This window comes from Epilithonimonas mollis (genome assembly GCF_900142325.1).
Taxonomy (GTDB): domain Bacteria; phylum Bacteroidota; class Bacteroidia; order Flavobacteriales; family Weeksellaceae; genus Epilithonimonas; species Epilithonimonas mollis.
The window spans coordinates 400,782-413,594 of record NZ_FRAM01000002.1 but is presented as its reverse complement, the minus strand read 5'-3'; the positions used below and the strand labels follow the sequence as shown (position 1 = coordinate 413,594).

The 12,813-nt window shown below is 35.2% G+C and carries 15 protein-coding genes; 3 read left to right on the top strand and 12 right to left on the bottom strand.

The genetic code is table 11. The features are described 5' to 3' along the window. Positions 1-5 precede the first annotated feature (5 nt). A complete protein-coding gene (locus BUA97_RS09370) occupies positions 6-530 on the top strand; it encodes a DUF4252 domain-containing protein (RefSeq protein WP_072997590.1) in 525 nt (174 codons plus the stop codon). Between the two features lie 53 nt (positions 531-583). On the opposite strand, the gene BUA97_RS09365 is transcribed toward BUA97_RS09370, so the two are convergent. The 10 genes from BUA97_RS09365 to BUA97_RS09320 form a co-directional block, all read right to left on the bottom strand. Further along, positions 584-1,033: a YciI family protein gene (locus BUA97_RS09365; RefSeq protein WP_072997589.1), complete on the bottom strand. Its 450-nt coding sequence runs from the start codon at positions 1,031-1,033 to the stop codon at positions 584-586. Between the two features lie 64 nt (positions 1,034-1,097). Next, positions 1,098-1,478: a hypothetical protein gene (locus BUA97_RS09360; RefSeq protein WP_072997588.1), complete on the bottom strand. Its 381-nt coding sequence runs from the start codon at positions 1,476-1,478 to the stop codon at positions 1,098-1,100. A gap of 11 nt (positions 1,479-1,489) precedes the next feature. Then, positions 1,490-2,065 carry an RNA polymerase sigma factor gene (locus tag BUA97_RS09355; protein ID WP_072997587.1) on the bottom strand — a complete coding sequence of 192 codons (576 nt, stop codon included), beginning with the start codon at positions 2,063-2,065 and terminating at the stop codon, positions 1,490-1,492. Positions 2,066-2,285: 220 nt separating this feature from the next. Next, the gene (locus tag BUA97_RS09350) at positions 2,286-2,861 is read right to left on the bottom strand and encodes an acyltransferase (RefSeq protein ID WP_072997586.1); all 576 of its coding nucleotides are present in this window, start codon (positions 2,859-2,861) and stop codon (positions 2,286-2,288) included. Between the two features lie 12 nt (positions 2,862-2,873). Next, complete coding sequence (locus BUA97_RS09345) at positions 2,874-3,596, bottom strand: SDR family oxidoreductase (protein WP_072997585.1); 723 nt, start codon at positions 3,594-3,596, stop codon at positions 2,874-2,876. Further along, on the bottom strand, positions 3,593-4,807 hold the full coding sequence (locus tag BUA97_RS09340) for an ANL family adenylate-forming protein (protein ID WP_072997584.1): 1,215 nt from the start codon (positions 4,805-4,807) through the stop codon (positions 3,593-3,595). The genes BUA97_RS09345 and BUA97_RS09340 overlap by 4 nt, the downstream gene beginning before the upstream one ends. Further along, complete coding sequence (locus tag BUA97_RS09335; RefSeq protein WP_072997583.1) at positions 4,795-5,025, bottom strand: acyl carrier protein; 231 nt, start codon at positions 5,023-5,025, stop codon at positions 4,795-4,797. The genes BUA97_RS09340 and BUA97_RS09335 overlap by 13 nt, the downstream gene beginning before the upstream one ends. Positions 5,026-5,114: 89 nt before the next feature. Continuing rightward, positions 5,115-5,801, bottom strand: a complete 687-nt coding sequence (locus BUA97_RS09330) for a LytR/AlgR family response regulator transcription factor (protein ID WP_072997582.1) — start codon at positions 5,799-5,801, stop codon at positions 5,115-5,117. Further along, positions 5,794-6,408 (bottom strand): sensor histidine kinase, encoded by a 615-nt coding sequence (locus BUA97_RS17330; protein ID WP_245795867.1) that lies wholly within the window; start codon positions 6,406-6,408, stop codon positions 5,794-5,796. Before BUA97_RS17330 ends, BUA97_RS09330 begins: the two co-directional genes overlap by 8 nt. A 392-nt stretch (positions 6,409-6,800) precedes the next feature. Then, positions 6,801-7,148 carry a hypothetical protein gene (locus BUA97_RS09320; RefSeq protein WP_139258291.1) on the bottom strand — a complete coding sequence of 116 codons (348 nt, stop codon included), beginning with the start codon at positions 7,146-7,148 and terminating at the stop codon, positions 6,801-6,803. Between the two features lie 171 nt (positions 7,149-7,319). Here BUA97_RS09320 and BUA97_RS09315 point away from each other — a divergent pair, with 171 nt between their 5' ends. Together BUA97_RS09315 and BUA97_RS09310 are read left to right on the top strand one after the other, a co-directional pair. Further along, positions 7,320-9,419 carry an outer membrane beta-barrel family protein gene (locus BUA97_RS09315; protein ID WP_072997579.1) on the top strand — a complete coding sequence of 700 codons (2,100 nt, stop codon included), beginning with the start codon at positions 7,320-7,322 and terminating at the stop codon, positions 9,417-9,419. Between the two features lie 50 nt (positions 9,420-9,469). Further along, entirely contained in the window at positions 9,470-11,614 is a 2,145-nt protein-coding gene (locus tag BUA97_RS09310; protein ID WP_072997578.1) for an outer membrane beta-barrel family protein, read from the top strand. 34 nt (positions 11,615-11,648) lie between these two features. Here the strand turns inward: BUA97_RS09310 and BUA97_RS09305 are convergent, their stop codons facing one another. Both BUA97_RS09305 and BUA97_RS09300 read right to left on the bottom strand, forming a co-directional pair. Further along, positions 11,649-12,341 (bottom strand): RluA family pseudouridine synthase, encoded by a 693-nt coding sequence (locus BUA97_RS09305; RefSeq protein ID WP_072997577.1) that lies wholly within the window; start codon positions 12,339-12,341, stop codon positions 11,649-11,651. A gap of 13 nt (positions 12,342-12,354) precedes the next feature. Beyond that, positions 12,355-12,783 carry a hypothetical protein gene (locus BUA97_RS09300; protein WP_139258289.1) on the bottom strand — a complete coding sequence of 143 codons (429 nt, stop codon included), beginning with the start codon at positions 12,781-12,783 and terminating at the stop codon, positions 12,355-12,357. Positions 12,784-12,813 lie beyond the last annotated feature (30 nt).

Sequence of the window (12,813 nt, the reverse complement as noted above, 5' to 3'; positions counted from 1 at the left end):
ATATTATGCTACGATTCTTATACCTTATTATTTTGACGATTGTCGGTTTCTTTCTCCAGTCGTGTATGGTTTCCCAAAATAAAGTTCATACTGATTTTTTTGACAATCCCGGATTTAAAAACAATTCAACTTTTGTAAGCATTAACGTTCCTACTTTTCTTGCAAAATCTTATGTGAAGCAAGCGCTGAGAGAAGATGGAGAAAGCCAGGAAGTGATAGACCTCATTAAGAAAATCAGCGACGTAAAAGTTCTGATTGTAGAAAGTTCTAGAACACCTGTGAAAGCAGAATTTCAGAAATATCTGGATAAAAATAACTACGAAGAATGGATGTCTGTAAAACAGCAAGGCCAGGTTGTAAGCATCAATGCACAACAGTCCAAAGACATTATCAAGCGAATGATTATCACTGTGAATGATGATAACGATGAAAGTGTATTTGTAGATATAAAAGGAAAATTCACCCCGGACGATATCTCAAAAATCATCAACGCAACCGAGAAAAATCAAATCAAAATTCATAGAAATTAATTTTTCAACAGCCACTATTTTATAGTGGTTTTTGTGTTTGTGGTTTAGAGAATTTAAAAATGGACTCTGGTCAGTTTATCGTGCGATTTTAAATAAAGCGGAAGCGCAGCAGAGCCATACCATTTATAAATCTCGGTTTCGAAGATCCCTGCTTTTACAGAAGGGTCAGTCAAAACCAGCCTTTCCGCTTCTTCTTTGGTTTTCGCATCAAGAATGAAAATACCACTATAGTCATTTGGATTTTTTTCTAACATTGGCCCGGCAACAATCAGTTTGCCATCTTTTGCCAGTTTGCTGATATTATCCATATGGCCTTTCATCAGTTCCGATTTCTTGGCCTTATCGGTTATTTCTGCTTTTCCTTTTTTAAGAATCACAAGATAATAAGACTTCATCCCATATTGGTCTGCACCGAGAGAATCTGCCAATTTTTGGTCGAATCCTTTTTGAGCATGAGATAATGAAAACAGGCATAAAGAAAGGATTGTAAACAGTGATTTCATTTGTTTAAGTTTCTTCCAAATTTAGAATAAAAAATGAAATATAGGATTCGCAGGAGAAATGTCTTTATTTACTATTTTCATCGTCCATATCCTGTCTGCAAAATTTAGATTCAAATCTTTGTTTCCACATTTCTTTGAACTTTTCACGCTCTTCTTCGCTTGCGCAGAACTGTGTTTCGAATTTCTTTTTCCAGTTTTCTTTCATATGATCCGGACCTCTGAAATTATTCCGGTTTTTGAATTTTTCTTTTGCATTGGCCAACCCGACGAATAATATTTTTGATATAACCAAAATCCCTAATGATTGCCAGTAACTAATCAATTTTACACCTAAAACATCTGGCAAGATACTATTCCAAAGCCACTGGAAAAACCAAATAAATAATCCCACTGCTGCAATTATGCAAGGAATAGCTAACCAAAATTTTTTATTATTTCTTTTCATTTTCTTAAATATTAATCATTTAAATCATCATAAAGCTTTCTCAGACTTTTGCGCAGATGTTTCACTGCATAAGACTTTCTGCTGATAATTGTTTTTATGTTTTCGCCCTCTTCGTCAGCAATTTCCTGCAAGGTTTTATCTTCCAGTTCGTTTTGAACGTACACCCGTTTTTGTTTTTCCGGCAACTCGTCCAGAGCTTTCATCAGTTCCTGCCAGAATAAATCTTTGAACATCGCGATTTCCGGATTATTGCTGTCATCGGCCAAAAGAATATCCTTTACATTCAGTTCACCATCTTCGTCCTGATAAACGAAATCTTCCAGAGATTCCGTTTTCTTTTTTCGATAGCTATCAATAATTTTGTTCCTTGTAACCGAGTATAACCAGGCTCCAACGTTTTCCAATTCGTTAAGATTGGTCAATCGGCTGGTCTGAAACCAAACTTCCTGTAGAATATCTTCCGCATCTTCCGTCTTTGCCACTTTAGAATTGATAAAGCGCAAGAGTTGGGAGCCGTAGTTTTTCACGACTTCCGTAATAGATACAGATTTTTTTTCGGCCATTGGCTGTAAAGATAGCGACTCCATACGAATAAGACGGCTTTGCAAATTTTTTACTTTAAATTTTTTAAGTTTAAAATATAAAGTGTTTTCTAAACGTTCAATCACTCGCAGCCCGACATGAATGGAAATCTTTTTTGCTTTCTGAAAAAGACCTTTAAAGACAAAACATGCGCAAAAAAGACTGCCTTCGTCAAACCACTTGTTAGGTTTGGGAACGGAAAGCGGAAATAGCTACCCAAATAAATTACATCAAAGGCAACCTCATCAACTCGTGTTTTCCGAAGATGATGGAATTAGGCGGAACATTTCTGGAAATGACACAGTTGGCGCCAATGATACAGTTGTCACCAATGGTTACACCTTTCAGAACCGTAACATTGCTGTAGATTTTTACATTTTTCCCGATGATGATTGGTGCTGTATTGAATTTGGTTTTATGCCAGATGTATTCCGGTTTTGTATCGAAGGCGTGGTCATGATCGTAAAATTTGCAGCCTTCTGCGATGCAGGTATCATCGCCCAGTTCGATTTTATCCAGACAGTTGATAGAGATGTAATGACTGAGATCAACGTTATCACCGAAAATCAAAGTTCCCCCTTTTCTGATTCTTATAGCGTTATGATCTCTCCAAATCACATTTTTTCCAATTTCAAATTTGGCATCATCATCCAACTCAAAAGTGGTCGATTTCCCGATTTTCAAATCAGGGTGAAGTCTTACACCTGAATGCGAATTGAGAATGCTGTAAGAATAAAGCTTTTCAATTTTTGCAATTGCTTTTGGAATGATATTCAGTGCTTTGTAAATTAGATTGATCATAGTTTTTGTTATTTAAAGAGTTCCTGAATCCACGAAAATCTCCTGTCCTGTAATTGATTTTGCCTTTTCACCTGCCAGAAACAAAACAGTTTCTGCCACAGACTGCATATCGGTTTCTTTTTTCAGTGCGGTTCTTTTGAAAATTCGGTTTTTGTGATCCTGTGTTAGTTTTACATTCATCGCAGTTTCCATATAACCGGGAACTACAATGTTGGAACGGATGCCTCTTTCTCCCCATTCTCTCGAAATATTTTTGGAAAATGACTGCAAAGCACCTTTGGAAGCTGCATACATCGACAAACCTTTGTAACCCGTGTGCGCACTGATTGACGAAATATGAATAATGCTTCCGGAAACCCGGTTGTAAATCATATTTCTAATCGCATATTTCGTCAGAAACATCGGAGAATAAAGATTAACATCAAACATTGTTTTCAAATCTTCATAATTGAGATTCGTGACAATATCGTCATAAGCCATCGCCGCATTATTGATTAACACATGTATCGGAATCTGATTTTTGACAAAATCTTTAAAAATTTCCTGCCTGATATTTTCAGGATTTGACAAATCGAAGGTTTTGAAGAAAAGATCTTCCGGATATTGTTTTTCCAAAGTTTTCAGTTCCTCCGATTCTGTTCTGCTGATACCATAAACTGTGTGTCCTTTCTTCAGAAACAATCGGCAGACTTCCAAGCCAACACCTCTGGAAATGCCCGTTATCAATACATTCATACTATTTTCTTTTTTCCGGTTCTGGTTAATTCTATTTTATCAACAAACGAAATTTTTCTTGGAATTTTGAAATTTTGAATCTTTCCATTAAGAAAAAACCGAACGTCCTCTTCCTTCAATTCTGTGTCAGGATGTAATTCTATTTCGCAACAGATGATATTTCCCAAAACAGCATTTGATTTTGCGTAAACCCTTACGTTTCTGATACTTTCATGTTGCGTCAGCTCATCTTCAACTTCGTAAGGATTCACTTTATAACCGCCCACATTGATCAATTCATTTTTTCTGGATGTAAATCTGAATCGTCTTTGTTCATCATCAATCCACTCGATCAAATCGCCGGTGGCGTAGAAACCATCAATCAAATTCAATTGTGAATTTTGTCCGAATAAATCTTTATGAATGTACAATTCATCATCCACAACTTTTATTAGACCAATATGTTTTTCTTGAACAAAAAATTCATCATTCTGAGAAGAAAACAAAGGTCCGGTTTCCGTGGAACCATACACATTGTTGATTCTGGCATTCGGAAACGCTTTTCCGATTTCAGAAATCAAGTGAGAATCTGATTTCTCGCCACCAACGGTGATTTTTGTAACCGAATCAAAAGATTCTTTCAAAGGTAAAAGCAAGCGGTAAAAAGTGGGTGTGGAAGAAAGATTCGTGATTTTATATTTTTTGATAGAATCGATGATAAAATCTTTCGGAGCCAGAAAAACATTAACCAAAAGATTCTGATTCAGAATCGCCTGGAAGAAGACCTGAACACCGGCAACGTGCGTCGGATTAAATGCAAAAGCCCAGACATCATCTTTCCTTGTTTCAGAAACGTTGATTTTTCTGACCAGGTTTTTCAAAGGATGCGTGAATTTTCTCGTAAATCCAGTTGTTCCGGAAGTAAAAAGCGTAATCTCTGATTGTGAATTTCTGATCGAATCAATTAACTCCCGAACAGAATTAAATTGTTTTGGAGTATCAATACTGATGAGTTGATTAATCTGCAGATTGTTGGATGTGATTTCTTTTTCGGAAATATCAGAATCCATCAATGCAATATTTTTATCATTGACCAAAGCCAAAATCCAGTTGAGGAAAAAGGCCTTCAAATCCGGATAGATATAGCAATCTGTGTAAGAATCAGAGGAATTAATCTTTTGCAGAATCTCTTTGTATGACAAAGAAAAATTCTGATCGATTAAGAAAAACATTTAAGTTTTGTATAGATTTCGTCAATTGTATTTACCAATCCATCTTCGAAAATATCGACGCCAAATTCTTCCTCTATCTTTACGGTAAGTTCTGCGAGATCAAAAGAATCGAAGTTGAGATCTTCTCTAAGTTTTTGTTCCGGCCTGATTTCCGGAATCTCTTCTTCAAATTTATTCTTTTTAATAGAATTGATAATTGCCAATAATTTTTTCTGCATCCTATGTGTTGTGTGATGCAAAATTACAATATTCTGGTTTGTTTTACAATTTGAAAGCCATAAATTTAGAATATTGTTAATATCAGTTGTTATTTTTTCAATTTCAGCAGGAAATCTGATTTATATGTTTCACCAATCGGAATTTCTCTTCCAGAACTGAGGAAAACATTTTTAATATCAATTTTTTCGATTTTTTCGAGGTTCAGAATGAAGGATTTATGAACCCTGGCAAAATTATCCGGCAATTGATTTTCAAGCGATTTCAATGTGTCAAGAACGATATATTCCTGATTTTCAGTCTTGATATTGACATAATCTTTAATGCTTTCTACGAAAAGAATTTCATCAAAAATAATTTTATGTTGATGCCCGGAAGATTTGACGAAGAAATATGTATTTTCTTTGGTTTCATTTACTGTAAATCTTTCCAAAGCTTTTTGCGTACTTTTTTCGAATCTACTGAAAGAAATCGGTTTCAGAAGATAATCGATCACATTGTGGTCATAACCTTCTAATGCATATTCTGCATAAGCCGTTGTGAGGATGTATCTGAGTTTGTTGCCGACGATTTTCATAAAATTAATCCCTGAAAGTTCGGGCATCTGGATATCGAGGAAAATCAAATCGGCCTCATTATTTTGGATAAATTCCATCGCTTCGATTGGGTTTTCGGTGGAAAAAACCAGTTTCATAAAAGGGATTTTTTCCACGTAACTTCCCAGCAAGGACACCGCCAGCGGTTCGTCATCTACAACAATGCATCTTATTTTATCCATTTCTCAAATCAATCTTCAAATCTACGGTAAAATCGGTTTCGCTTTCTGTTATATTCAGTTCATGTTGGTTCGGATAAAGAATTTCCAGTCGCTTTTTCACATTCCCGATTCCAATTCCTGAAACAGAATCTTTTGATTTCGATTTCTTAAAATTTTGCAGATAAAAATGAATTCTTTGACTTTCATCAGAAATATTTAAAGTAAAACCTTTCGCAGAAAAATCGCCGTGTTTGAATGCATTTTCCACAAACGGAACCAAAAGCATCGGTGAAATATTCAGAGTCGGGAAGTTGATTTTTTTATTAATGATCAATAATTCCGGATTCTTGATTCTGAGTTTTTCGAGTTCTATCAAACTTTCCAGGTAACCAATTTCTTTCTCTAACGGAATAAAATCTTTCTCCAAATCTTTCGTGCTGTATCGTAACAATTGGCTTAATTCTTCAATTGCCGGCAAAGCTTTTTCGGAATTTTGATAAACCAAAGAATAAATATTATTCAAAGTATTAAAGATAAAATGCGGATTGATCTGGGTTTTTAAAGCTTGAAGTTCTGAGTTCTTTTTCTCTTCTATAAGTTGCCTTTTCTCAATTTCTGCGTCGGACATTAATTTAAACAAGCAAAAAACTGTACTTATAAAAATCGTAGTACTGCTGTAATAGATATTGTCATAAAAATAAAAACTCAAAGATGTTTTCTCATTGTAATTTCTAATCCCAAAAAAATAAGGTGAAAAAATCTCTTCTACAAAATAGCGAATCAATACAAAACAAAAAACACTTAAGAGAAAAGCAAGCAGTGTCTTAGATAGATTTTGAAGATGAAAGAACTTCGGAATGACAAAAAAATAATTGATGTAAAAACATATAAAACTTGTAATAGCAAAGGTTATTTTGAAATAATCAGCTTGTTTTCCGAATAATAAATAAGGAAATATAAATGTTCCTAAAATGTAAATACTCCAATAAAATATATGAAGAAATAAGAGCTGTTGTTTTTTCATTGTAGTTGTTTGTGATTAATTGGAATCGGTTTATTAGAAGAATAATGCAAATGAATTGAAAGCGGATTCTTAGTTGGATTCTCCAATATCAAACCACTCTTTTTTGGCAATCTGTAAGAAAACGATGATCTCGCCAAAATCTGCTTTTGCATTTTCAGTTGGGAAACCAACAATAAGTTTTCATCCGACAAGTTTTTAATTTCCAAAACCGCTGGTGCTTTTATTTTACCAACAACGATGCTGTCTCCTGGAGCAATCGTCATCGTTTTCCAAACATCCACTCTATGTTTTCCAATACAGGAATACATTAGCAACGATACCATTATGATTATTAAATCTTTCATACTTCAAAAATAGAAAGTACACATCAATTATTCTTGTCAAATTCTATGAACCTCGATTTTTTACCGATGAAAATATTTTGGTCGGATTAAAATTGGGTCAAATCTAAATGCTATTTCATAAAAATTAGTTTGAAAATACTTTTGTACCAAGAAATTAAACTATTAGAAATTATGAAACTAAAATATCTATTCATCGCAACACTCTTATCAACAGCAACTTTCTCTCAAAATCAAAAAGACAGTTTAAAAGAAATCGAGCAGGTCAATATTTTAGTTAAGAAAAAACTGCTGGAAAGAAAAGCAGACCGATTGATTTTTAATGTCGATGCATCCATCGCTTCCCAAGGAATGGACGCCGGCGAAACATTGGCAAACGTTCCGATGCTGAAAGTGGATGAAAACCTGGGAACGATTTCTATCATAGGAAAAAGCTCAGTCAATGTAATGTTGAATGGCAGAATGCTGAATCTTTCCGGAGCTGCTCTTTTGAATTATCTGAAATCAATACGTTCAGAGAATATTTCGAAAATTGAAGTAATTACCAGTCCACCGTCTAAATACGAAGCGCAGGGAAACAGTGGATTGATTAATATTATTCTTAAGAAAAACCCGAATCTTGGATTCAGCGGAAACATCAGCTCCGGACTGACGCAACGAACTTACCACAACGGAAGCACGAATGGCACACTGAATTACCAAACCGATAAATTTAGTTTAAGTCTAAAAACAAGCTATATTGAAGGTGCAAAACGTTCAAATGAAAGATACAATATTCTTGGAGAATCCCGGAACTACAGCGAATCTACAAGAAAAGATATGTGGCGGGATTTGACGCCGAGCTTGAATGCTTCTTATAAAATCAATAAGAATTCTGAAATCGGGATAGAATATATTTATGGTGGGGACAAAAACGGAATGAATATTTTGAACACAACGAGAAATATAAGTTCAGCTTTAAAAGAAACAAATCTGATCACCAACACTTTTCACAGGGAAAAATCACCAACGCATACTTTCAGTACTTACTATGATTTGAAGTTGGATTCGCTCGGAAAAAAGTTGAGTTTCGCCGGAAATTTCTTTAAAAACATTAATGATACAGAAGTGAATTTTTCAACTGTATCTCTTCCCGAAAATACCGTTCAGAATGTGAAAACCCTGTCGAAAGTACAGCCACAGATTTTCTCTGTTCAGGCAGATTTGGAATTGCCTTTTTCTTTTGGAACGATTGAAACCGGCGTAAAGTTTAATCAATTCAGAAATTCTGCAGATTTGAAATATCTGAATCTTGAAAACAATCACTACATCATTGATGAAGAAAAAGGAAGTCAGTTCAGATATCAGGAAGAAAATTACGCTGTTTACGGAAGTTTTGCGAAGAACTTCGGTGAGCATTGGGAAACGAAAGCCGGAATCCGATATGAAAATACTTTTGTAAAAAGCACCGTGAACAATTTCAATTACGGACAATGGTTTCCTTCCGCTTTTGTGTCTTACAAAAATGAGAAAAATGTGTTCAGCCTTTCATATTCCAGAAGAATCAACCGCCCGAGCATGAGCAATCTGAATCCGTTCCGCTGGTATGAAAATCCGTATTCCTATTCTTCCGGAAATCCTTTACTGACGCCTTCTTACATCAGTAATTATGAACTGGGTTATACTTTTGACAATAAATTTTCCACCAGCATTTATTATTTAAAACTAAAAAATGCGTTTGGACAAATTGGCTCACTGGACGGAATTTCCCAAACAGGCGGTTATCTGAATTATTACAACAACGATTTCTACGGAATGAATGCTTCATACACCGATACTTTCTTCAAATTCTGGGAAGCAACTTTTACTCTGAATGCAACCATCCAAACTTCGGAAGTTTTCGGCATCGAAGCGGAAGCACAGAGAGGAAAATCTTTAAGCTACTCGATCAACAACACTTTTATACTGAACAAAAAAAGGACGGTTGCTTTATTCCTGAATTATGATCAGAGTTTGCCAAACAATAACGTGAATTCTCATTTTCATAATTATCTGGATCTAACTTCCGGAATCAAAGTTTCCCTGATGGAAAAACAATTGCAAATCAATGCAACAGTAACTAATATTTTTGCACAGAGATTTCGCGGCGATATGTATTATAAGGACAACAGTCAATTTTTCAACAACTATTGGGATGGCAGAAGTTTGAGAATAAGCCTGAATTATACTTTCGGGAATAATAAAAAATTCAATAAGAAGAATATAAAATTTGATGAAAAGGACAGAGCACAATAATAATGTAACAAACAAGCAGATTTTGAGTCTAATAAATTACAAACTAAATTATGAAGTTAAAATCTATTATTCCGATATCTGCTTTGTTTCTCAGTCAAATCTCTTTTGCGCAGGAAACCCCTAAAAAAGACGATGCGAAGGAAAAAGAAATTGAAGCAGTCAATATTACCAAAACTAAAAAAGCCGTAGAACAAAAAGCAGACAGAACGATCTACGATTTTTCTGAGCAACCGCATCTTAACTCCGGCAACACTTTGGAAGGATTACAAAAAATCCCTGGTTTGGTAGTGTCTGAAATGGCCGGAATGATTTACCAGGGAAAAACACTGGATGTTTATATGGACGGTCGACCGCTGAACATCTACAGCACGCAGCTGACTACATATCTGGAAGGACTTCCTGCGAACAGCATAGAAAGAATCGAAATCATTACGCAGCCTGGCGCAGAGTTTCCCGCTACTTCTGGCGGTGCAATCATCAATATCATCACCAGCAGAAATGCAAAATCTTATTTGTCTGCCACTTATGCCGGCGGTTACCGATTCAGCAATTATGATCATTACAGAAGTAAATTCAATAATAGTCTGACGCTGAATTCCAAAAACAAATGGTTCGGATGGCAGTTAAATGTAGGGCAATCTTACAACGAAAGCGAAACAAAATCTACAATCGATGAGATTTCCAGATTGTACAATGACAATATTAACAGAAATCAATATTTGAGAAGTGCGTTTACATTTGACATTGGGCAAGACCGATTGCTTTTGAATTATAACCTTTCTTTCGGATCTTCTGACCGTTATGTGGATGGTTATTCTCTGGACAAGGGAAAAGAATCAATTGATAAAGACAAAATTGATCAGGGCAATACAAGAAATGAAGTGACTGCAACTTATCAGAAAAAATTTGCTGATAAAAATAAAAAGTTAGAATTTAAAGGTTCTTATTCCAATTTCAATAATAGTTTTGAGCAAGCCAATCAGGAGATTTTTCCAGTATTTTCGCAAATTAAGAATGTCGGCAAAAACGGTTCCAATCAGGATGTTTACAACTTCAGGATTGATTATGCTCAGCCTATCAAAGTTCTGGACGAAGGAAAAATAAGTTTAGGTGCCTACTACGACCAATTGGAATTTTCTGCAGATAATTATAGTATCAAGAATTTGGATTATAAAAGTAAAACAACAGCCTTCTATTCCGAAGCTAGTGCAACTAAAGGTAAAATGGAATTCGTTTTGGGACTTCGCGGAGAATATTATAACATCAATGGAACAAGTTTAAATTTTGAAGAGGGAACTTACGATAATTTACGACCGTTTGAAAAATTCAAAGTGTTCCCGAATGCAAGTATTCAGTACAACATCATTCCTAAAGTTGCTTTCTTCAACATCAATTATAATAAGAAAATCACCTTGCCGAATGTTGCTAACTTAAATCCAAATAATACAAGATATGGTGGAAATAATATCGACTTTACCGGCAATCCAAATTTACAACCAACTATTTATGATAATTTTGAGGTTAAATTAAGTGCGTTGAACTATGCTTTTATCGGCTATAATTTTACTAACGCCAAAAATCAGGTCGTGCAGATCGTGGAAAGAAGAGGCGATGCTATTTTCCAGACCAGCGACAATCTTGACCATATGAAAACGCATAATTTCAATATCGGATTCCCTATCCCATTGGCGATTTTCAACACACCGTTCAAAGACATTATGAAAATGGATATGAATCCCGATCAGGTGAGTTTTATCTTCCTGTATGGTTCCTACCAGCTGCAACAAATCGATCAGATCATCAATCCAAAAGGTTATTGGACTTATAATGTCTCAGGACAATTCATTTTGCCTTACAAGGTTAAGTTCAATGCTAATTACACTTACTTAACCAAAGGAAATGAGTTCTTTTTCTATCCAAACAAATCGTTTTACAATACTTTGAATCTATCTTTATCAAGGAAATTCGATAAAGATAGAATGACGCTGACTTTGTTTGCCAACGATGTTTTCAACACCAATGAAACCAATCTGAGAACAACAAATGCGTTTCCCAGCGTTTACATCCGGAACAAGAATGACACAAGAACATTCGGACTTTCTTTCAGTTATAAAATCCCGACCAAAAACAAATTGGCAAAAGAAGCTCCCATTTTGCTGAATCAGGAAAAGAAAGAAGACACTTCTACATTATAAAATCAAAAATCCGAAAGAAATATTTTCGGATTTTTTATGCTTCACAAGCTTTCCAGATCGCATCATTCTGCGGAACAGGAGCAATAATCTTAATATTTTCTTTTGTAACTGGATGCTCAAACTCCAGTTTTCTGGCGTGCAGTGAAATGCCGCCATCTTGGTTAGAACGTGGTGCGCCGTATTTCAGATCGCCTTTGATGGGAATGCCGATTTTCGCAAGTTGCGCACGGATCTGATGATGACGACCCGTTTCTAAATCAATCTCCAGCAATTGATAATTGTCCAAAGTTTTGATTATTTGATAATTAAGAATAGATTCTTTAGCTTTTTCGGTTGGTTTTATAAAAACGGTGGCTTTATTCGTTTTCTCATTTTTCTGAAGATAATGAACAAGTCTTTGAGATTGAGGAATCATCGCTTTTCCGACAATTGCCCAATAGGTTTTCCTGACTTCACGGTCTTTTACCATAACTGTCAGCCTTGATAAAGCTTTGGAAGTTTTGGCATAAATCACTAATCCAGAAGTTGGCCTGTCGATCCTGTGAACCAGCCCTAAGAAAACATTCCCCGGTTTGCCATCTCTTTTTTTGATGAAATCTTTTATCAATTCCAGCAAAGACAAATCACCGGTTTTATCACCCTGAACTAGCTGTCCGGCTTTTTTGTTGATGACCATCATATGATTGTCTTCGTAAACGATTTGGTAATCGTCAAAATTTTGATTCATTTTTGATTAGTAATTATAACAAATGCTGCAGTTTTTTCCACTTTTCTTCATCATACATGCCATTGCTTCTGAGAAATTCCACAACTTCGCGCAAATCATCCAAAAGTTCTTCAGAGACAAGGATTTCTGTTGACGCATTTTGCATAAGATTCTCTTGTAGGATTTTTAATTTTTCCAGCAAAATTTCCGCCTTATTGGATTTCTCCTGCCTTTCAGCTAAAATATCAATAGTAAAATTTTCAATTCTCTCCGCTAGTTCGTCCAATTGCTGTAAATCGTTTACGGCTTCGAAATCACCATTTTCAATAGCAAGTTTCTGAATAAAATTTTTATACTCGAGAATTAAACGGGGACATTCCTCGATTGGATAACGGGAGATCCATTCTTCGAATCCTAAATTCTCGTCATCAATGATGATTTGTATTTCTTTACGATAATTCATCTTCTTGTGTTTTAAATATTTCATTAAAAT

What these genes read in the sequence shown, in the direction of transcription:
- BUA97_RS09365 (WP_072997589.1), bottom strand. Translation starts at nt 1,033, where the DNA reads ATGAAATCACTGTTTACAATCCTTTCTTTATGCCTGTTTTCATTATCT.
- BUA97_RS09355 (WP_072997587.1), bottom strand. Translation starts at nt 2,065, where the DNA reads ATGGAGTCGCTATCTTTACAGCCAATGGCCGAAAAAAAATCTGTATCT.
- BUA97_RS09345 (WP_072997585.1), bottom strand. Translation starts at nt 3,596, where the DNA reads ATGAATGTATTGATAACGGGCATTTCCAGAGGTGTTGGCTTGGAAGTC.
- BUA97_RS09350 (WP_072997586.1), bottom strand. Translation starts at nt 2,861, where the DNA reads ATGATCAATCTAATTTACAAAGCACTGAATATCATTCCAAAAGCAATT.
- BUA97_RS09360 (WP_072997588.1), bottom strand. Translation starts at nt 1,478, where the DNA reads ATGAAAAGAAATAATAAAAAATTTTGGTTAGCTATTCCTTGCATAATT.
- BUA97_RS17330 (WP_245795867.1), bottom strand. Translation starts at nt 6,408, where the DNA reads ATGTCCGACGCAGAAATTGAGAAAAGGCAACTTATAGAAGAGAAAAAG.
- BUA97_RS09330 (WP_072997582.1), bottom strand. Translation starts at nt 5,801, where the DNA reads ATGGATAAAATAAGATGCATTGTTGTAGATGACGAACCGCTGGCGGTG.
- BUA97_RS09335 (WP_072997583.1), bottom strand. Translation starts at nt 5,025, where the DNA reads ATGCAGAAAAAATTATTGGCAATTATCAATTCTATTAAAAAGAATAAA.
- BUA97_RS09320 (WP_139258291.1), bottom strand. Translation starts at nt 7,148, where the DNA reads ATGAAAGATTTAATAATCATAATGGTATCGTTGCTAATGTATTCCTGT.
- BUA97_RS09315 (WP_072997579.1), top strand. Translation starts at nt 7,320, where the DNA reads ATGAAACTAAAATATCTATTCATCGCAACACTCTTATCAACAGCAACT.
- BUA97_RS09370 (WP_072997590.1), top strand. Translation starts at nt 6, where the DNA reads ATGCTACGATTCTTATACCTTATTATTTTGACGATTGTCGGTTTCTTT.
- BUA97_RS09310 (WP_072997578.1), top strand. Translation starts at nt 9,470, where the DNA reads ATGAAGTTAAAATCTATTATTCCGATATCTGCTTTGTTTCTCAGTCAA.
- BUA97_RS09340 (WP_072997584.1), bottom strand. Translation starts at nt 4,807, where the DNA reads ATGTTTTTCTTAATCGATCAGAATTTTTCTTTGTCATACAAAGAGATT.
- BUA97_RS09305 (WP_072997577.1), bottom strand. Translation starts at nt 12,341, where the DNA reads ATGAATCAAAATTTTGACGATTACCAAATCGTTTACGAAGACAATCAT.
- BUA97_RS09300 (WP_139258289.1), bottom strand. Translation starts at nt 12,783, where the DNA reads ATGAATTATCGTAAAGAAATACAAATCATCATTGATGACGAGAATTTA.